General features: G+C 40.6%; 21 protein-coding genes, 1 rRNA gene, 1 riboswitch and 3 other annotated features. Of the genes, 10 read left to right on the forward strand and 12 right to left on the reverse strand.

Annotation, left to right across the window (positions count from 1 at the left end):
* The first annotated feature begins 403 nt into the window (after positions 1–403).
* From F897_RS10970 to F897_RS10980, 3 genes are all read left to right on the forward strand, one after another.
* On the forward strand, positions 404–1,294 hold the full coding sequence (locus F897_RS10970; RefSeq protein WP_005235878.1) for a sulfite exporter TauE/SafE family protein: 891 nt from the start codon (positions 404–406) through the stop codon (positions 1,292–1,294).
* A 127-nt stretch (positions 1,295–1,421) separates the two neighbouring features.
* Positions 1,422–2,513 carry a 3-deoxy-7-phosphoheptulonate synthase gene (locus F897_RS10975; protein WP_122959132.1) on the forward strand — a complete coding sequence of 364 codons (1,092 nt, stop codon included), beginning with the start codon at positions 1,422–1,424 and terminating at the stop codon, positions 2,511–2,513.
* 64 nt (positions 2,514–2,577) lie between these two features.
* Entirely contained in the window at positions 2,578–3,102 is a 525-nt protein-coding gene (locus F897_RS10980; RefSeq protein ID WP_004785512.1) for a protein tyrosine phosphatase family protein, read from the forward strand.
* A gap of 2 nt (positions 3,103–3,104) precedes the next feature.
* On the opposite strand, the gene ispF is transcribed toward F897_RS10980, so the two are convergent.
* Positions 3,105–3,593 (reverse strand): 2-C-methyl-D-erythritol 2,4-cyclodiphosphate synthase, encoded by a 489-nt coding sequence (gene ispF, locus F897_RS10985; protein ID WP_005235881.1) that lies wholly within the window; start codon positions 3,591–3,593, stop codon positions 3,105–3,107.
* A gap of 99 nt (positions 3,594–3,692) precedes the next feature.
* Here ispF and F897_RS10990 point away from each other — a divergent pair, with 99 nt between their 5' ends.
* Entirely contained in the window at positions 3,693–4,346 is a 654-nt protein-coding gene (locus tag F897_RS10990) for an A1S_1983 family putative colistin resistance protein (RefSeq protein WP_005235883.1), read from the forward strand.
* Between the two features lie 59 nt (positions 4,347–4,405).
* Here F897_RS10990 and F897_RS10995 read toward each other — a convergent pair whose 3' ends face one another.
* The 8 genes from F897_RS10995 to F897_RS11030 form a co-directional block, all read right to left on the reverse strand.
* Complete coding sequence (locus tag F897_RS10995; protein ID WP_079255106.1) at positions 4,406–5,434, reverse strand: IS701 family transposase; 1,029 nt, start codon at positions 5,432–5,434, stop codon at positions 4,406–4,408.
* A 213-nt stretch (positions 5,435–5,647) separates the two neighbouring features.
* Positions 5,648–6,892 (reverse strand): D-amino acid dehydrogenase, encoded by a 1,245-nt coding sequence (locus F897_RS11000; RefSeq protein ID WP_005235888.1) that lies wholly within the window; start codon positions 6,890–6,892, stop codon positions 5,648–5,650.
* Between the two features lie 134 nt (positions 6,893–7,026).
* Positions 7,027–7,114: riboswitch (glycine riboswitch) on the reverse strand.
* Between the two features lie 292 nt (positions 7,115–7,406).
* A complete protein-coding gene (locus F897_RS11005; RefSeq protein ID WP_005235890.1) occupies positions 7,407–8,315 on the reverse strand; it encodes an AEC family transporter in 909 nt (302 codons plus the stop codon).
* Between the two features lie 160 nt (positions 8,316–8,475).
* Positions 8,476–8,727 carry a hypothetical protein gene (locus F897_RS17955; protein ID WP_005235892.1) on the reverse strand — a complete coding sequence of 84 codons (252 nt, stop codon included), beginning with the start codon at positions 8,725–8,727 and terminating at the stop codon, positions 8,476–8,478.
* Between the two features lie 244 nt (positions 8,728–8,971).
* A complete protein-coding gene (locus F897_RS11015; protein ID WP_005235896.1) occupies positions 8,972–9,502 on the reverse strand; it encodes a GNAT family N-acetyltransferase in 531 nt (176 codons plus the stop codon).
* Positions 9,503–9,566: 64 nt separating this feature from the next.
* Positions 9,567–10,661: a chorismate synthase gene (aroC, locus tag F897_RS11020; protein ID WP_004785500.1), complete on the reverse strand. Its 1,095-nt coding sequence runs from the start codon at positions 10,659–10,661 to the stop codon at positions 9,567–9,569.
* Between the two features lie 12 nt (positions 10,662–10,673).
* The gene (gene prmB / locus F897_RS11025) at positions 10,674–11,684 is read right to left on the reverse strand and encodes a 50S ribosomal protein L3 N(5)-glutamine methyltransferase (RefSeq protein WP_005235898.1); all 1,011 of its coding nucleotides are present in this window, start codon (positions 11,682–11,684) and stop codon (positions 10,674–10,676) included.
* A 196-nt stretch (positions 11,685–11,880) separates the two neighbouring features.
* Positions 11,881–12,267 (reverse strand): lysozyme inhibitor LprI family protein, encoded by a 387-nt coding sequence (locus tag F897_RS11030; RefSeq protein ID WP_005235900.1) that lies wholly within the window; start codon positions 12,265–12,267, stop codon positions 11,881–11,883.
* 201 nt (positions 12,268–12,468) lie between these two features.
* Here F897_RS11030 and F897_RS11035 point away from each other — a divergent pair, with 201 nt between their 5' ends.
* From F897_RS11035 to F897_RS11060, 6 genes are all read left to right on the forward strand, one after another.
* A complete protein-coding gene (locus tag F897_RS11035; protein ID WP_005235902.1) occupies positions 12,469–12,777 on the forward strand; it encodes a hypothetical protein in 309 nt (102 codons plus the stop codon).
* A 156-nt stretch (positions 12,778–12,933) separates the two neighbouring features.
* Positions 12,934–14,307, forward strand: coding sequence for an ABC1 kinase family protein (locus tag F897_RS11040; RefSeq protein WP_005235905.1), 1,374 nt, complete (start codon positions 12,934–12,936; stop codon positions 14,305–14,307).
* A gap of 251 nt (positions 14,308–14,558) precedes the next feature.
* Positions 14,559–15,845, forward strand: a complete 1,287-nt coding sequence (locus F897_RS11045; protein WP_171065469.1) for an acyl-CoA dehydrogenase family protein — start codon at positions 14,559–14,561, stop codon at positions 15,843–15,845.
* Positions 15,846–15,868: 23 nt separating this feature from the next.
* A complete protein-coding gene (locus F897_RS11050) occupies positions 15,869–17,068 on the forward strand; it encodes an acyl-CoA dehydrogenase family protein (RefSeq protein WP_005235910.1) in 1,200 nt (399 codons plus the stop codon).
* A gap of 106 nt (positions 17,069–17,174) precedes the next feature.
* Positions 17,175–17,663 carry a GNAT family N-acetyltransferase gene (locus F897_RS11055; RefSeq protein ID WP_004785485.1) on the forward strand — a complete coding sequence of 163 codons (489 nt, stop codon included), beginning with the start codon at positions 17,175–17,177 and terminating at the stop codon, positions 17,661–17,663.
* Between the two features lie 288 nt (positions 17,664–17,951).
* Complete coding sequence (locus F897_RS11060) at positions 17,952–18,458, forward strand: lytic transglycosylase domain-containing protein (protein ID WP_224214000.1); 507 nt, start codon at positions 17,952–17,954, stop codon at positions 18,456–18,458.
* A 16-nt stretch (positions 18,459–18,474) separates the two neighbouring features.
* Here the strand turns inward: F897_RS11060 and F897_RS11065 are convergent, their stop codons facing one another.
* The 3 genes from F897_RS11065 to rrf form a co-directional block, all read right to left on the reverse strand.
* Positions 18,475–18,963, reverse strand: coding sequence for a transposase (locus F897_RS11065; protein ID WP_005233073.1), 489 nt, complete (start codon positions 18,961–18,963; stop codon positions 18,475–18,477).
* A gap of 44 nt (positions 18,964–19,007) precedes the next feature.
* Complete coding sequence (locus F897_RS11070; protein WP_004779997.1) at positions 19,008–19,313, reverse strand: IS630 transposase-related protein; 306 nt, start codon at positions 19,311–19,313, stop codon at positions 19,008–19,010.
* Positions 19,314–19,490: 177 nt separating this feature from the next.
* A 5S ribosomal RNA gene (rrf, locus tag F897_RS11075) occupies positions 19,491–19,605 on the reverse strand.
* Positions 19,606–19,848: 243 nt separating this feature from the next.
* Positions 19,849–20,114: a sequence feature (23S ribosomal RNA rRNA prediction is too short), on the reverse strand.
* Positions 20,115–20,133: 19 nt separating this feature from the next.
* Positions 20,134–20,293: a sequence feature (23S ribosomal RNA rRNA prediction is too short), on the reverse strand.
* Positions 20,294–20,313: 20 nt separating this feature from the next.
* Positions 20,314–20,440 (reverse strand) — a sequence feature (23S ribosomal RNA rRNA prediction is too short).

The raw sequence follows: 20,440 nt of genomic DNA on the forward strand, positions 1-20,440 counted from the left end.
ATTCCCTCGAATGAGACAAATTAATTCCGTTCAGATTCTATCATAAAGCGTGATTTGAGCATGCTTAAGTGTTGAACTCACAAATCGTGTCTATCCCAAATAATAAAACTCTGGCAGCTGTACAACGCTCGCGCCTTAGCCCAGCTTAAAAATTAAAATAAATTTAAAGCGGCTGATCTTTAAACAAATAAATCAAAAGGCATTTTGCAGAATCTTTATCAATTTTCAGGCTTAGCAATAGAAAGGTGTGCTAGATGATTCAAATTAAAATATAAATTAGGATGAATTACTTTAAATTTTACAGTCTTTATCTCTTTTTAGAATAAGCAAATCAATAATCAAGACAACGACTTATATTTAAAAGTCATAAGATATGCTCGTTTTTTGATTTTGGCATATATGCATGTTTGGTCCGATTGAATTTATTTTAGCAGGTGTATTGGTAGGTTTCTGTGTTGGGATTACCGGTGTCGGTGGCGGTTCGTTAATGACCCCAATTCTGATTACACTGCTTCGGGTTGAACCACATATCGCGATTGGTACAGACCTTCTTTATGCCGCAATTTCTAAATTCTGTGGTTCATTGGTTCATGCCAAGAAAATGAATATTGTCTGGCCCATTGTAATCTGGCTGGCGATCGGTAGTATCCCTGCCTCATTTGTGACCCACTGGGTACTTGAGAATTACCTTAGTCAATCGACACATTATAAAGCAACACTGACTATGGTATTGGGCTTTATGCTGACCCTTACCGGTGCATCTATTGTATTCCGCAATTCCATTGAAAAGTTCTTTAATAAATACCGCAAACAAGAACTGCCTGACATGACTCAGGATCTGGACAAAGTTGATTTTAAATCCGGTAATAAACGTGTCTTGATCGTGATCATGGGGATTGTACTGGGCGTGTTTGTGACCCTGTCATCTGTCGGTGCCGGTGCTTTCGGTATTATGGCCCTGATCCTCATGTTTCCGAATTTACCCATGATCCGCATTATCGGTTCGGATGTAGTACATGCAGTACTTCTAACTTTAGTCGCAGGTCTGGGCCATATGAGTGCTGGTAATGTAGACTTTACTTTATTAGGCTGGTTACTTTGCGGTTCTATTCCAGCAATTGTGATTGGTACACTGATCAGTTCACGTATGCCAGAGAAAATTATCCGTAAAATTCTTGGGATTACCCTGTTCTGTCTTGGCGTGAATTTCATTGTGAATCCAGTCAAGTCAAAACCGGCACAACCCGCCCAACCTGAATTGGTAACAGCAGTAGAAAAAACAGCTGCTGTTTAAACTAAATCATGGATTCATCACTTTTTTTTCAAAGAAGTATTCATCTTTTTTATAACAAAGTGACGCATCATTCATGTTATATTCAGGCTATTAAACAACCTTTTGTATGATCAAACCAGTGACGGCAATGAATACACTACAGTCAAAACCTATTTCAGCATCAGATATTGATGACGTGAATATCCAAAGCATGATTCCTTTGGTAACACCTGCTCAGTTGAAAGCAGAGTTACCTTTGACTGAAACTGCTTATCAAACCGTACTGCATGGTCGTGAAACGATTCGTAATATCCTGGATGGCAAGGATAAGCGTATTTTTGTAGTGATTGGTCCATGTTCAATTCATGATCCAGCGGCTGCGCATGAATATGCTGAACGTTTAAAAGCTTTAAGCGAAAAAGTAAAAGATAGCCTGTATATCGTAATGCGTGTTTATTTTGAAAAACCGCGTACAACTGTAGGCTGGAAAGGTCTGATCAATGACCCTGATATGAATGACTCTTTCAATATTGAGAAAGGTCTGCGTATCGGTCGTAAACTGTTACTGGAGCTGAATGAACTTGGCCTGCCATGTGCGACAGAAGCACTGGATCCAAACTCTCCACAGTACTATCAAGATCTAATTTCATGGTCAGCGATCGGTGCACGTACTACCGAGAGCCAAACTCACCGTGAAATGTCTTCTGGCCTGTCTTCACCAGTCGGCTTCAAAAATGGTACAGACGGCGGCTTAACTGTTGCGACCAATGCAATGCAATCTGTTAAACATGGTCACAGCTTCTTGGGCCTTAACGATCAAGGTCAGGTTGCGGTGATTCGTACTTCAGGTAACCCATATGCACACGTGGTTCTACGTGGTGGTAATGGTAAACCTAACTACGATGCAGGTTCAGTTGCAGATGCTGAAGCAACTCTTGCGAAAGCCAAAGTCAGCGGCAAAATCATGATTGATGCCAGCCACGCAAACTCGAATAAAGACCCGTACTTACAACCGCTTGTCTTAAAAAATATTACTGAACAAATTCTTGATGGAAACAAGTCAATTGTTGGTATTATGGTAGAAAGTCACCTGAAAGGTGGCCGTCAGGATATTCCTGCCAATCTTTGTGATCTGGAATATGGAAAATCAGTAACTGATGGCTGTATCGATTGGGAGACCACAGAAAAAGTGTTGCTTGACATGCATGAGGCATTGAAGGACGTTTTACCTAATCGTTAAACGAACTGACAAACGCCATCGACAAGATGGCGTTTTCATTTCTGAACAAGGAAAATTTTATCTGATGAATGAAATTGAAACTGCATTAAGTCAAATTGAAAATTTTCAGTTCATCCATGACCATCTGTTCAGCTCTGGTCAGCCGACAACTGAACAACTGAGGTTGATTAAAGAATACGGCGTCTCTACCGTAATCAATGTGGCATTAACAGATAGCGATCATCATCTGTTACATGAAGATAAAATTTGTCTTGATCTTGGCTTGAACTATATCCAATTGCCCATCTCTTGGGAAACTCCCTCAGATAGTCAGTGCCTACTGGTACTGGATCTGATTGATTATCTGGTCAAAGAACAAATGGTCTGGGTACATTGTACGCAGAATTATCATGTCAGCTGCCTGATATATCTATACCGTCAATACTATATGAATATGGATATGCCGACTGCGCAGGAATATCTGCATCAGCTCTGGGAACCGAATGAAACCTGGACCGGTTTAATTCATGCGGTTGCCCTACAGCTGCAAGGCCGTAAAGCAACACATGAACTGGAATTATCCCTGATTCATCCCAATAACTTCGGTTGATGTTATTTGTAGTGGATGATTAGAACAGTTGCCATAGACATAATACCTTCCTGACGGCCAGTAAATCCTAATTTTTCAGTGGTTGTGGCTTTAATACTGATTTGAGTCACATCCACATCCAGTACATCGGCAATGCTCTGACGCATTTCCAGATTATGTTTAGCCAGCTTTGGACGTTCACAGGCCACCGTAATATCGGCATTATTCAGGCGATAACCACGATCCAGAATTAGCTGATAGACATGCTTTAACAAGACCTTGCTGTCCGCACCCTTAAACTGCGGATCGGTATCCGGAAAATGTTGACCAATATCGCCCAGTGCTAAGGCACCTAATAAAGCATCACAAAGTGCATGTAAAACTACATCACCATCAGAGTGTGCTTTCAAGCCATGCGTATGTGGAATCTGAATACCTGCCAGAGTGACAAAATCACCTTCTTCAAATGCATGTACATCCAGTCCCTGACCAATACGAATTTGTGCAATCACTTTTATATCCTTTAGAAATAACTGATTGAAATCTTGTACACGACGTTTCTATTTCGCTATAGTTAGACCTAGCGTAACACAGTGAAAGTATAAGCGATCATGCTACTGAAAACTGATATAAATATGATGAAAATAATGGGACTTTTACTCGGGACAGGCCTTTTTGCTAGCAGCATTCATGCTGAATCGCTGGACTGTAGCAGTCATCATAACAATAACGCAGCCATGAAAAAGATCTGCTCAGCCTCTCTAGCTGAACCGCGTGAAAAACTGACAGATCAATATTTTACCGCTTTTCTGATTACAGATGCACCTGTTCGCTTGTTGCAAGATACCCAGCAACTATGGAGCACACGCTTACAGCAATGTAAAACGCTGGACTGCTTTAAACAGCAATTTGACCAGCGTCTGGATGACCTCAATATTTATATTTCTTTGAATCAGAGCCTGACTCAGCACTATCTGAAGTTTGAACAGGGCCAAATGGCCAAACAGCCGATTCATCTCAAGATTCATCAGCTGACGAAAGACCGCATCAAGATTGAAGGGGTCGCCTACCGTAATCCGAATAATCGTGCAGAAACCCAGACCATTCCTTTTCTGGCTTATACCACGACGGAAACTAAAAGCCAGATTACGGATAATGAGCATGACTGCAAATATAACTTTAATTATAGCAAGGCAATCTTGACGGTCAGTACTGAACAAAAAGGCTGCGAGCGCTTTAGTGGTATTTATCGTTTATATGATTAAACAGCTGACCTTTATTTTTATCTATCAATGTCCTAAATATATATAGGACTTACGCACTATTATTTATAGATTCTCTGTGGTAGCAGATGATTTTTATCGAGAATAAAGTCATCAATGAAGTTTTTGATAACTGGTCTAAATAATTTCTTCTGCCAACGATATACATTTTCAAAGATCCGCTCAAACTGGTTCTTTTGTATCTCAACGTAGGCCATCAAGGCTGAAAAAATATGATTCAAAATCAGTTTAGATCGTCTTACTTGAAACTTTTCAATATGACAAACCTGTTTAATCACCCGGTGATATTGCTCTATTTTCCAATGACTTGAATGTAATTCATGAAAACCCTCAAAGGACAATAAATCATCTTCATCTTGATGCACAATATAAAACCTCTGCTGTTCTTTTAACTGAGTCTTAAATAATTGTACAAAGCCAAAATCTTTGAGCCAGACCACTTGACCCTGATGGAAATCTGGCAATAAACGCAGTTGAAACCATTGTCCTTTTTCTGGGGAAACCTTACGGTTACAGTCGATACCAAACATAAATCGAATACCATATTTTCTTATGGTTTTTAGATTTCCAGTCGATGAATACCAACTATCACCTGTAATAAATTGAATCTTTGCACCCCAACTGAGTACTTCACTTAACATATCCATAAAGTAATCATTCTTGGTTTTACTTTCAGATTTGTCATAAATTCGGAAATTAATTGGAATATTTTGACCATTTTGATCTGTCGCATACAAGGTAATGAGATTAATACCCTTGACGGATCGGTGGTGTTTGCCTGACCAAAAATAGCTAACCAAGTCCATATGTTGACTATATGGTTTATCTAAAACAGTATCATCAATACTGACTATAAGTTTATTATTATCAATATGTTGAATTGATTCTTGATATAGGTCGTGAGGTGTGTAGTCTTCACGCTCTAGAAAGCGATTTACACTATCATGCGAGATATTATAAGTCTCGGCAAGTTGTGTGCAGCTAATAGAGTTCGGTTCTGTCATGAGAAAGCCCATATAAATGGGTAATGTACAAGTTGCTGTAGAAGCATGTTTAATTCGTCTAATCACAGATACTTTATAAAGTATTTTAATACTTTTTTGAATCCGTCAATGCGTAAGTCCTAATATATTTAAAAATTTAAACTAAAAACTCCCTCTCCTTATAGGAGAGGTTTTTATAAAGATTCACGTCACCTTATTCTTGTTCCTCAGGTAGAAGGAGCTTAATGAATAAACAATTATTTTTTGAGCTTTAAAATAGCCCGCAAACGGGCTATTTACTTAGGCCGGATAATGCTGAGCTATTTCTTGGCTAATCATAGCTGCGGTTGCCGCTGATAATGTCCAGCCCAAGTGTCCATGACCGGTATTATAAAAGACACGTTCCTGTCTACCACGGCACACTACAGGCATCATATTCGGCATCATGGGACGCAGACCTGCCCACGGCACCACATGTTCAGTACACAGATCGAAATTGCGTTGTGTCCAGTCAATTAAAGGCTGAATCCGGTCAACACGAATATCGCGATTATAACCATTAAATTCCGCGGTTCCTGCAACACGTAAGCGGTCTTTACCTAAACGTGACAAGACGATCTTGGCACTCTCATCTAGCAGACTGACCCAAGGAGCATTTTGCTGACTTTGCTCATCATTGAGCTTTACCGTAATTGAATAGCCTTTCACCGGGTAGACATTCACTCGCTCACCCAACAGATCTGCCAACTGATAACTGCTGACACCAGCACATACTACAATGGCATCTGCCTGAATCTCGAGCACATCTTCAGCATCGGCACGCACATTTTCAGGGCTGGACCTGCATTTAACTGTAATCTGCTGTGCCTGGTGATCGACTGCAAATACATCCTGACCAAATTCGAATTTCACCCCTTTTTTCATACAGGCATTTGCCAGTCCGGTACTGAATTTATGAATATCTCCAGTCGCATCACTTTGGCAATAAAACCCGGCGTAGTAATCTCCAGTTAATGCAGGTTCAATCTGCTTGATTTCTTCATTTGTAATTGCATTACGTTCTAGACCACCACTACATAGGAGATCATTGACATTAATTGCGACATCATAATCAGCTTTATTATGGTAGAAATGTAGAATTCCGCGCTTTTCCAGATCAAAATCAATCTGCTCAATTTCGGCAATTTCAAACAGGCGTTTTCTGGCCAGTAGCGCGAGTCTTACCGTTTGCCGGGTATTGGTTTCATAGTTTTTAATATGACCTAGAAATTCCATCAGCCAGCTATATTTATGCAGATTAAAAGAAGGATTGAGCAATAGTGGCGCGGTTTTTTGTGACATCCATTTGATGCCTTTCAATACAGTGGCTTTTTGATTCCAGACTTCTGCATTACAGGCAGAAAGTTGTCCGCCATTGGCAAAGGATGTTTCCATCGCGGGATAAAGATGACGGTCGACCACCGTGACCTGATAACCGAGTAAAGCGAGCTCATAAGCTGTTGTTACACCGGTAATGCCTGCCCCCACCACAATAACATGACGCATAGACACCTCTCCTTAATATGTGATGTCTTTCCCATCTGTCATGTGTACCTGAGAGCATCGGTGACTGCATCATAACTGTATGCAGCAACCTTCCCCCTTCGGTGAGTGATTCAACACTTCTCTCCAGAGTTTAATATATTATTGCAGTCCTTTTGCCTGAGAGTTTCCTGGGACCTTGCTCCTTCGGCGAATGCAGTAGCATTTCTCTCCTGCAATAATATTTTTATTATCCTGAGCAATTTATATACCATCTTATCGGGGACTACAGTTTTTTATTTATGTTAATTCACGTGATTTAAGTGGTAACAACACTTTCAATAAATTTAGAAGAAATAACACTATCTATTTCAAATGAGTTTTAAGATTTTAATTTGGTTTTTTGCCTCATTTTTCTACGTCATGCTCCAATAAAAAGCATTTAAGAAAAGCAATAAAGTTAATATTTTCTTAGGCTATTTACGAGATTGGTTTACCAGAAAACTCTCAATATATGACTGGCTTTCAGAGCCTAAAATTAAATTAACCAGGAAAGAATTAACATGAGAGATCCAGCCGCGACTACCGTTTGCATACTGATAATACTGGCCATGAACTGGCTATCTCCTCCATAGACACGCGTCAGCACATAAGAAGCTGAAGCTGTAGGTAAAGCAAAAAACAACACCAGTACCTGTGTGGTTAAAGGATCAATATCAAATAATTGGCAGACAAAGAACGCAGCGAGCGGCATTCCCAATAAACGTCCGAAAGTCGCCAGGCCCAATGGGAAGATATCCCGCTGGAAGCCTTGGAATTTTAAAGCAGCCCCCACACACATCAAACCAAGCGGCAAACTGCATAAGGCAATCTGTTTTAGGAATAATTCAAACCCGGCCCAGAGTGATAAGCCTGAAAGATTAAATAGGCCACCCACAAGAGAACCTAGAATTAAAGGATTCTTTAACAGATCAACCAGAATTTTGAAGATCTGCATATCTGAACTACGAGTAAATGCAAGTACAGATAAAATATTGACCAGTGGAATACACAACACCATCACTACGGCGAAAATGGTCATGCCCTGCTGATGAAATAAGGCATTCACTGCTGCAAGGCCGATATAGGTGTTAAAGCGCAGAAGTGCCTGCACATAGACCCCAAAACGTGCATAGCCAATCTGATAAATCTTGCGCAGTACATATAGCGCAATACTGACCACCGTCATAAGGCTAAAGATCACCAGAATCACATCTTTAATGACTGCCATTTCAATCTTGGCTACGGCCAGATTTAAAAACAGCATAACTGGAAACAGGACAAAATAATTGAGTTTTTCTGCCCCATGCCAGAAACTATCTTCCAGCCATTTCCTTTGTTTTAATACATAGCCCAAAGTAATCAGGCCAATAAGCGGAAACAGTACAGTGAAGATAGTCTGAAACATTGAACAACTCATGATATGGGTTTTGCGGCAATCGCATCCAATTCAATTGCCTATCAATGAGCAAGAATACAACAACCGGCTCATTTCAGGATAAAAATAGTGGAAAATTCAATGGATAATAAATAAAAAACACTTTGGCTGGCTTTAATTAAAATATGCTTTAAATCCAACTTTCATCTTTTGCAACATTTAGTGCATCATTTTTTAGTCTTTCAAGCTCCTCATAAACCTTTGCATCAAGCTTCGGACGGGCTTTTTCAAACTTAACTTTTAACAAATCTAGGCTTCTTAAGAGCATCCTAAAAATGAGTCTCTCACGGCCTAAATCATCTGTTGCCTTAAAATTTGTTGGATCAATCCTTAAAACGGAAATCCATATTTCTACGCTTAAATGAATAAAAAATACGTTCATCAAAACTATCATTTCCCATCATAATTTCAATGCACTTCCATTTATCTATCGGAATATCATACGACTTATTTTGTAGTTGAGCATTTAAGGCATTTTCTACTGTGTTACGTGCTTTATTTTCGAGATCAAGATGATCTTCTGTTAACACTTCCCTACTTAATTCAGCACTTAACCATACTTCTATTCATATATTCATACATCCTGTTATTATTCTTATTAAACACACTTAGAATCAAAAATAGATTCAAATAACTTCATAAATCTTTTCGAGACTCTTTTCTAAAATCACCAGATTTAAATCTACTAAAGGTTGTCCAGCATCTGCATCCAGTGGATAACTCTCTGTTTTGCCGGTTTGGTGATAACTACAACGCTCATAATACGCGATTAATTCAATGCGAACATTAAGAACAGACATTCTAAGTTTTTTGAAAGGTATTTTTTCTCTAGAGTATTGCTCAGCGAAATCTAACAATATTCGACCATAACCTGAATTTTGCCGGACTGGGTAAATAGCAAAACTGCCGATTTCAAAACAATCTGGCAAGTGTGTCACACCAATGCAACCCACCAGTTGGTCATCATTTTCCAAAACATAAAGTTCAAAATCAGATCGTGTTAAAAGCTCACTTAACTGAGCCTCATTAATTCGATCACCTGAAACAATGCCATGTTCATGCGTCCAGCCCAAATTAGATCGATAAGCTGTATTAATCAACTTAACAATGCCTTGAATGTCCGTAGGTTGGGGTAAACAAATATTGTTATTTTTCATTTTATAAATATGAAAAAGTCAGACCGAAGTCTGACTTTAATTTCATTTAATTCTATAAAGCAAATTATTTAGGTTCAATTGGCTCAAACGGCGCAACGACATCGGCATTTTGTGCACGATGACGCATGAAGTGATCCATCAAAACAATTGCTAGCATCGCTTCAGCAATTGGGGTTGCACGTACACCCACGCAAGGATCATGACGGCCTTTGGTCAGGACATCAGTATCTTCACGGTTAATGGTAATAGTTTTACCCGGAGTCGTGATGGAAGCAGTTGGTTTCAGCGCAATCGAAACACGAATATCCTGACCGCTAGATATACCACCCAAGATACCGCCAGCATGGTTCGCCAGGAAGCCATCTGTTGTGAGTTCATCACGGGTTTCATGACCGAACTGCTCAGCCACACCAAAACCATCACCAATTTCCACGCCTTTCACGGCATTAATTGACATCATGGCATGGGCAATATCAGCATCTAAACGATCAAATACTGGTTCACCCCAACCGACTGGTACTTTAGAAGCAATAATTTCTAAACGTGCACCACAGCTTGTGCCTTGCTCACGTAATGAAGTTACCAATGCTTCAAACCGCGGCACCGCATCAACATCACCACAGAAGAACGGGTTATTTGGCACTTCATTCCAGTCCAGTTTTTCTGCTTTTTCAGTACCGATTTGGGTCACATGACCACGGATTTCAATACCGAATTTTTCAAACAGGAATTTCTTGGCAATCGCGCCCGCTGCAACACGCATCGCAGTTTCACGCGCACTCGAACGGCCACCACCGCGATAGTCACGAAAACCATACTTCTGAGTATAGGTATAGTCTGCATGGCCCGGGCGGAAAGTTTGCGCGATATTGCCATAATCTTTCGATTTCTGGTCCGTATTGCGGATTAAAAGACCAATTGAAGTACCGGTGGTTTTACCCTCAAACACACCGGAAATAATTTCAACTTCATCCGGTTCTTTACGCTGTGTTGCAAATTTTGATGTGCCTGGCTTACGACGGTCCAGATCCTTTTGCAAATCAGCTTCAGACAGTTCAATTCCTGGTGGAACCCCATCAATGATCGCCATCAGGCCAACACCATGAGATTCACCACAAGTCGTTACACGGAAGAGTTGCCCTATACTATTACCTGCCATGTGAACGACTCCTTATGAATTAACAGATTGAGTGAATAAATCGCGATATTGACGGCATTGGGCTGCAGTCAGTGCAAAGATACCTGAACCACCACGTTGGAACTGCAACCAGTGAAAATCAACGGTATTGAAGTTTTGCTTCATTGCCCATTCAGAGTTACCCACTTCAATCACGATCAGACCATCTTCAGTCAGATAATCAGCTGCTTGAGCCAGCATCTTACGAACTAGATCCAGACCGTCTTGACCAGCAGCCAATGCCAGCTCTGGCTCATGATGGAATTCATCAGGAAGATCAGCCATATCCTCTGCATCGACATATGGAGGATTAGATACGATTAGATCATATTGGTTTTCAGCTGGAATTTTAGCGAACAAATCAGATTCAAGTAAGGCCACTTGGTACTGTTTACTGTGATGTTCACAGTTAATCTGCGCCACTTCCAAGGCATCTTTAGAAATATCAGTTGCATCCACTTCTGAATCCGGGAAAGCATAGGCCAATGCAATCGCGATACAGCCAGAACCGGTACACATATCCAGAATGCGTTGTGGAGTTTTTGGATTCGGGTTTTCTGGCAAGTTATTTACTGCTGCGCGCATTTCACCATTTTCAGTCAGGCAATAAGGAGCAAAGCGGTTTTCAATCAGCTCAACGATTGGCGAACGTGGAATTAATACACGTTCATCGACATAGAATGGCTTGCCGAAGAAATAGGCCAGATTTAATAAATAAGAGGTTGGAACACGTTCATTAATGCGGCGTTCCAGCAAGCTTAAGAACTCAGCGACTTCACTCGGCAATAATTTAGAGTCCAGAATTTCAGGATCTGCATTCCAGTCCAGTGACAAGGTTTGTAGAACCAGCGCTGAACTTTCAGCAAAATAATCTTCTGTACCTTGACCTAAGTGCGCATCGTATTGACGTAATGCTGTAACCCCAAAACGAATAAAATCACGAATGGTAGTTAAATTTTCAGCGGCTTCCTGCAAATGTTCAGGGCTAATAGTCGATCGATCCACTTAAGGCGTCTCCAAGGTCATTTTTTAGAACGCCTTATGATACCTTGTTTTGAGGTCTTTTATAATGCCAAAACCATGAAAAACCCGAATTCTCCATGGTTTATCGATGACAGATCTTCTGGATTTCAGACAGATTAGAATCCTGCTTTTTAAGGTTTATCACTATTTCCGGAAGGATTTATTAACTTAAAACCAGTTAAACACCGGCACGATAAGAACGCGATTGATACAAATTCGCCTGATCTTTTACCATCTCTAGCGCACATTGACCCTGTTTAATCTGGGCATATTGGGTATTCATGGTCAGCTTGCATTGCTGTGATAGTTTACGTTGCCACACTGTATGCTGATCACGAATATTATTACGATAGCCAGCATTCAATTCCAGATAAGTCTTATAGTTTTTCTTCAGACGTTTGTTCTGTGCTTTTAATTCTTTTTTCACACATTTTTGTAGTTTAGCTGTTTTGCCATAACTAAAGTTCATGCACTGGATATATTCCTGAGAATAACCTGTAGCCGCCTGAACCTGTAATGCCACCGTCCCCAAACAACCTGCCATTAATAAACATGCAAAACGCATAATATCCCCTTCACCAAAACCGACTTGTTTCCAATCAATATTGAATAATGAATCTTGTTTATATTATTGCCTGATACTAACTTAGTCCTCGATAAAATCCTATATTTTTCTCGCTTAAAAAGATGTCACAGTTCTTTGGTTGAAACTTGATTTTATGGCCGCATATAATTCGGCAATGATGTCCAAACGAGCCCAGATCTTATGAGCTATAAGCACAACAATCTTATGGCCATGCGCCAGAACTACTGGAATGACCAGTTATCTAGTCAGGTGCAACAGGAAAAGGTATTTTTACAAACCACATTAATGCAGCAAGGCGTATTTAGTAGCGCGACACTGGAAGATGCCAAATACCTGTTTTTCAGCTTGCCAAGCATCGTTATTGTGAAGGGTTATGCGCTGGGTTTTATGCATGAAACAGTCCAGAACCTAATTCATCAACATATTCAAACAAATAAACAACAGTTACAACAACGATCTGAATTAAAAATTCAATTTCAAATGTCATAATATTCACCCTACACTGGTCAAAACGGCAAGCGATATGCTCCTGCCGAGATTTTCACCGTGAATTCAGCGGCTTAAACTTTTTTAATACGTGCAGACACGGTAATATCCACTACAATGATTTATTCCGCTTTATGCTGATAAAAGGATTGAGTTTACATGTCAGATCAGAACGATAAGCTTAAACAATTGAAAACTTCCTCAATGGATCGACGCTTATCGATCGCAAAGGCATCTTTGCTGGCAGGTACGCGCTGGGCAGCATCCAGTGCGGGTTCTATGTTCTCGAGCGAAGAAGAAAAAGAAAGAAGACGCAAAAAAGCCATGAAAGAACAGGCCGATTATCTGGTTGCAGAAATTGGCAAGCTTAAAGGTTCAATTGTCAAAATTGGCCAGATGATGGCACTGTATGGCGAGCATTTTCTGCCAGAAGAAGTTACTCAAGCCTTAAATACTTTAAATAATAAAACAGTCGCTTTGGCTTGGCCGGCGATCAAAGCCCAATTACAGCAGCAATTAGGTTCCAAGCTAGATGATCTGACAGTTGATCATGAGCCCTTGGGCACTGCCTCTTTGGCTCAGGTGCATCGTGCGGTGCGTAAGTCAGACGGTATGGAGCTGGTACTTAAAATCCAGTACCCGGGTGTAGCTGAAGCTATTGATTCTGATATGAGTCTGTTTAAGAACATGCTCAAATTGACCCGTATGGTGCCGCAAACCCGTGAATTTGATCAATGGTTCGATGAAGTTCGCGAGATGATGCATCGTGAGGTCAATTATAAAATCGAAGCAGATACCACTCGCCGCTTCTGTAAGCGTCTTCAAAATGATCCACGATATATCGTACCGACCATCATCGATAACTATTGTACCGACCGTGTCCTGTGCATGACCTTTGAACGTGGTGTACCGATCAATAGTCCAGTGATGCTGTCTCTACCACAGGAACGTCGTAATAAACTGGGTGAAGCTTCCCTTGAAATCGCTGTACGTGAGATTTTTGAATGGGGCGAGATGCAGACTGACCCAAATTTCGGCAATTATCTGGTACGTCTAGGTGATGGCGAAAATATTCAGGACAAGATTGTACTTCTTGACTTCGGTGCAATCCGTCAGTTTGACCAGCATCTACTCAATGTAGCGCGTAACCTGATCCAGGCCGGTTATCATCATGATTCAGACATGATGGTGAAAGCCATGACCGGTTATGAATTCTTTGATTCTATTCCGCCTAGCATCAAACCGGATATGGCGAAAGTCTTCCTGTTAGCCACAGAAGCCTTCAGCTCACCAATGAACAATAAAGACCTGCCTCCAGGTGTGATGGATGAACATGACCGCTATAACTGGAAAAAAAGCCAGCTTCATAGCCGGGTAATGCAGCAGGCTTCTAAATCCATGGCTTCACGTTATTTCAGTGTACCGCCTAAAGAATTTATGTTTATCAGCCGTAAGTTCATTGGCGCTTATACCTTCATGACGGTGATTGATGCGAAAACTAATGTACGCGCAATGATTAAACGTCATCTCTAATAGACTAAGTTACTATTAGCCTTATATAAGACCCGAATGATTTTGTCATTCGGGTCAATTTTTGATAAAAACCAAATTTTTCTTATTTCATTTTTCTATTTATTTTCAATATCTTAAATTTTAAATCCCCTCTTTATTTTAATGATAAATTGACAATGATTCATGTCATTGATGACATGGTTTTTTCTAGAACTGCATGTCAACATCAGGTAAATAAGATAACACCCCGTAGGATAATTAGAATGAACAATATGGTGAACAAAGCACAAGGATTTGGCTTGTCCATCCTGACCAAAGTGGCTGGAAGTGATTTACTCGACCAATTAAAGCTGCGTAAATTTTTAGAAAAATCTCTTTATCAAAGCTCTAAAGCAGGTTTTAAAACACTCAGCCAAACTCAGAAAATCCTGAAATCTGGTCAGAAAATTCAAAGACAACGTTTACCACATCAGTCCAAATCCCTGTTTGATCTGAATCTGACTGAAGAACAGCAAATGACCTGCGAGGCGATGCAACAGTTTGCCAGCGAAGTCCTTTATCCTTTGGCACATGATGCAGATCATCATGAAATCTTCCCAGAGGAACTCTGGCAATATTCAACTGATCTGGGTCTTAATTTTTATGCTCTGCCTGAAGCTCTAGGTGGCGTTGCTGCAGAACAGAATATCGTCAGCAATGTCCTGATGGCTCAACAGTTGGCTCAAGGTGATTTCAGTCTGACCGCTGGACTGCTTTCTACCTTTAGTGTGATTAATGCGATTACCCATTGGGGTTCAGAACAGGTTCAGGCTGAGTATTTGACTGCATTCGCCGATGATCCTCATCTTAAAGCTACCTTCGCAGTACAGGAAGCAACAGCCGCCTTTAATCCTTATCAGTTAAAAACTCAAGCAACGTCGAATGGAGATCACTATTTAATTAATGGTGAAAAAACCTTGGTGATGCTCGGAGAAACTGCTGATATTTATCTGGTCAGTGCAGATCTGAATGGCAAAACCGAAGTATTTATTATGCAACGCAATAATACTATTACTGCACAAAAATCTTCGGCTATGGGCCTGAAAGCCACTCAAACCATGAATCTCAAATTTAATAACACACCGGCACAACGCTTGGGAGATGACGATTTTGATTACACCGCTTTTCTTGATCTAGGCAATTTAATGTGGTGTGCCATGGCGGTCGGTACCTGTGAAGCGGTTAAAAAATACTGTGTGCAATATGCCAATGAACGCACAGCCTTTGGTGAACCAATTTCCCATCGGCAAAGTGTAGCTTTTATGATTGCAGATATGGCGATTGAAATTGATGCCATGCAAATGCTGATCCTGAATACCGCCAGTCTGGCAGAATCCGGGCAGGATTTTCATCGAGAAGCTTATCTGGCCCGTCTGCTCTGTGCAGAAAAATCCATGAAAATTGGCACAGATGGCGTACAGGTTCTGGGCGGACATGGCTTCACCAAGGAACATCCAGTAGAGCGCTGGTATCGGGACTTAAGAGCAACAGCAATCGTACATTCTGGCCTTCATGCCTGAGCAAAGAATAAGGAAAAAAATAGATGAACTTGCAAAATCCTAAAAAATTCAAATTGCTGATTGATCAGGCACATGAAGTTGCTCTAAATGTACTCCGCCCTATTTCACGCAAATATGACAAAGCTGAACATGCTTATCCGAAAGAGTTAGATATGCTTGCCTCTGTCGTCGATGGCATGAACCAAGGCAGCGAAGGCATGAATGCGGGAGCTGCGGTCAATAAGCGCGGTGATAACGATGAAAGTAATAAAAATGGCGTCAATATGTCCACTGCACTTAGTATTGTCGAAATGTGTTATGGCGATAGCGGACTACTTTTATCAATGCCGCGTCAAGGTCTAGGAAATTCAGCCATTGCTGCTGTTGCTAATGATGAACAGTTACAACGCTTTCATGGCATCTGGGCAGCGATGGCAATCACTGAACCAGGCTGTGGTTCCGATTCAGCTGCCATTCGTACTACTGCTATTAAAGATGGTGATGCCTATATCCTCAATGGTGAAAAAATCTTTGTCACCTCTGGCGAACGTGCAGATGCGGTTGTAGTCTGGGCGACTTTAGATAAAAAACTTGGCCGTGCTGCGATAAAGTCCTTTGTCGTACCCAAAGGTACGCCTGGCATGATAATCGAGCGTCTGGAACATAAGCTAGGCATTAAAGCCTCGGATACGGCTGCGACTAGTTTTATTGATTGTCGTATACCTGCTGCTAATTTGCTTGGACATGCTGAAATTGATGTTGCCAAAGGTTTTGCGGGTGTCATGGAAACTTTTGATAATACCCGTCCACTCGTTGCAGCAATGGCAATTGGTTGCTCTAAAGCTTCCTTAGAAAGAATTAAGGAGATTTTTAAGGATCAGCTAGATTCTGAGTACCATACACCTTACTTACAAACATCGAATATTGCAGCGCAGATTTATCGTATGGAAGCCGAATGGGAAGCCGCCCGTTTATTAATGCTGAAAGCTGCGTGGATGGCGGATAATCGTAAGCCTAATTCCCGTGAAGCTTCTATTGCTAAAGCCAAGGCGGGTCGTATTGCGAATGAAATCACTTTGAAGTGCGTCGAATTAGCAGCATCTATAGGCTATAACGAGACTGAACTTTTAGAAAAATGGGCACGTGATTCCAAGATTCTAGATATTTTTGAAGGAACTCAACAGATTCAGCAACTCATTATTGCTCGACGTGAACTAGGTAAATCTTCAAGTGAATTAAAATAATCAAAAACTGGAAATACTGCTTTATTAAAGAACGAATCATCAAAAAGGATGGATTTTTTATGGTTTTCGGACTATAAAATTTCCATCCTTTTTCATGTCATGACCTATGTATTCTATTCGTCCTATACAACCTCAAGATAATGTTCAAATTGCCAAAATTATTCGTGAAGTTTCCGTAGAATTCGGACTTGCAGCAGAGTCCGGTTTTGCTGTCGGTGATTCAATCCTGGATAACCTGTATGAAGTATATCAGCAGCCAAAAGCGGCTTATTGGGTCATTGTCGATGAGCAGGATCAAGTCTTTGGCGGTGGAGGTATTGCGCCATTACAGGGTGATCAGAGTATTCTAGAAATACAGAAAATGTATTTCTTACCTATTATTCGTCGTTATGGATTTGCAAAACAGATTTTAAATCTGGCTTTTGACTTCGCTCATGAGCAGAGCTTTAAACGAATCTATCTTGAAACTACTGCAAGTCTTTGGCAGGCAGTAAAGCTTTACGAAAAATTAAGTTTTGAACATCTCGATCATCCCGAAGGCAATACGGGTCATAGTGCAGCTTGTGAAATCTGGATGCTAAAAACTTTAGACTAAGCTATCTTGTGCATCCAAATATATAATACACTTTAAAGAAGAGCCAGAGATACAAATTCAGCTGCTAACTAGCTTTTCTTTAAGCAATTCTTCATAAAAAATTCATTATTCAACAAAATCTAAGTTGTCTTTGTAAACAAATCATCTAATTTCTTGACGATTTTCATACATCTTCCTAAGATCGACCTAATTTTAAAAATACAGGGAAGCTGAAAGTTGTTGGGCAAATTTTCTAGCAAAAACTATTCATTATTAAAGGTCTTAAATCCTACTACCTTAAAAATTGGGATGCTTGGCTTTAGTACAATATTAATAAGTGCTTGCTCCTCACTAGGAGGTAACTCCTTAGAAAAACGCTCTGCTAAACTGTCTCAAGGAATTCAGACTGCATATGCTGTGCCTGCGACAACTGCTACTCGCGTTTCACCTTTAATTATTCAGAATGCAGAAAGACATAGTCTAGATCCCTTGCTAGTAGCAGCCGTGATTCGACAGGAATCTACCTATCGCAGTCAGGTCGCTTCACCTGCAGGTGCAGTGGGTCTTATGCAAATTGTTCCGCGTTATTGGAGATCTACCTGTGGACCTGATTTATTTAATGAAGCAGTCAATATTGGATGTGGGAGTTATATTCTGTCACGTTATCAGGAATCTAGCGGCAGCCTAGAAAAAGCGCTGGGCTATTATAATGTAGGCCCTACTGCCTATGAGAAAGATCGAAAAATGCGTAAACAAGGCAAAAAATATGCAAAAGAAGTTTTAACGCACCAGAAGCAACTTAAAAAATCGATGTAATTAGAATGTACTATAGCTAAATACTAAATAAATCATTACAGTAATCTTTAAACAATTTATCAATATCTTTAACTCTAAATTTATTGCGAATCATTTTTACTCGTGACCACATTTTTTCTATAGGATTTAAGTCCGGGCTATATTTAGGAAGCCACACAATGTAATGGCCTGCACAACGTATCAACTCCTGAAGCCTTGTTCCTTTGTGAAAGGTGGCATTATCCATAATCAATACACTGGTTTTTTTCAGCTTTGGCAATAAATCCTGTTCAATCCAGCATTCAAATACCTCGGGATTCACTGAACAATCAAATACTCCAACTGTAAGCAATCTATTTTCGATTAATGCGCCAATCGCATTGCTACAATTTTTTAACTGCCAGTTAAATTCAGCTTCAGCTCGCGCTCCTTTAGGGCTATAACTATGCGATCTCGTACTTTCGCTTTGAAAACCACTTTCATCGATATAAACCAGTGGTAATTGTTGTTCTAAACATTCAATCAAGTTCTGAAATTGCCGACGTTGATTTTGATCTGCTTTAGGGTGCTTTAACGTCTTTTTTTACGCGATATTCCTGCAGCATGTAGCGCATTAAATACTGCATGTGTACTGACACCAAAACGTTCTGCCCGTTCACTGATGTAATCATCGGGATATTGTTCAACATCATTCAATATTTGCTCTTTGCTAATTTTAGCTGGGCGACCAGGAATAGGTTTAGTTACAGTGGACTTTTTCCAATTCTGAATCGTCTGTATACAGACGTTAAAATGCTGTGCTGCTTTTCGCACAGACATTTTATCTCTAGTCATAATTTCTATGACTTTGTCTTTAAAATCTTTTGAATATCCCATGTTTCTATTGTTCTATATTTTTAAGTATTTGGCTATAATAATTAAGTAAATGCATTCCAGAAATATTAATACATAAATAAAACGGCTTAAATTGAATTTAAGCCTTTTTATTTTGTTCTATTAAACCCCACGCATAAAAAAAGCCCCCTGCGATAGCAGAGGGCTTTTGGAATAATGAGCTGGCGATGACTTACTCTCACATGGGAGACCCCACACTACCATCAGCGCTAAGAGGTTTCACTTCTGAGTTCGGGAAGGGATCAGGTGGTTCACTCTTGCTATGGTCGCCAGCACAACTGTTTATGGATACTTGCTTTGGTCTTATGTCTCACTTTTCAGTGTATGCCAATGCTTTTTCCAAATGAGTTATTAACAGAATATCTGAGTTCTTGCGAGTAGAACTAAGCAGTGCTTAATTATACTCTCATTTGTTCGATTAGCTTAACTAAATCAAGGCTTCGTCTGATCGTTAGATCAATATAAAATCAATCGATGCTTTATATACAACTGCTTGGGTGTTGTATAGTCAAGCCTCACGAGCAATTAGTATTGGTCAGCTTCACATATCACTATGCTTCCACATCCAACCTATCAACGTCGTAGTCTTCAACGGCTCTTTAGGTGACATAAAGTCACAGGGAAATCTTATCTTGAGGTAGGCTTCCCGCTTAGATGCTTTCAGCGGTTATCCCTTCCGAACATAGCTACCCGGCGATGCGACTGGCGTCACAACCGGTACACCAGAGGTTCGTCCACTCTGGTCCTCTCGTACTAGGAGCAGATCCTCTCAAATTTCCAGCGCCCACGGTAGATAGGGACCGAACTGTCTCACGACGTTCTAAACCCAGCTCGCGTACCTCTTTAAATGGCGAACAGCCATACCCTTGGGACCTGCTTCAGCCCCAGGATGAGATGAGCCGACATCGAGGTGCCAAACACCGCCGTCGATATGAACTCTTGGGCGGTATCAGCCTGTTATCCCCAGAGTACCTTTTATCCGTTGAGCGATGGCCCTTCCATACAGAACCACCGGATCACTAAGACCTACTTTCGTACCTGCTCGACTTGTGGGTCTCGCAGTTAAGCGCGCTTTTGCCTTTATACTCTACGCGTGATTTCCGACCACG

Origin of the sequence: Acinetobacter variabilis, assembly GCF_000369625.1 — a bacterium.
Classification (GTDB): domain Bacteria; phylum Pseudomonadota; class Gammaproteobacteria; order Pseudomonadales; family Moraxellaceae; genus Acinetobacter; species Acinetobacter variabilis.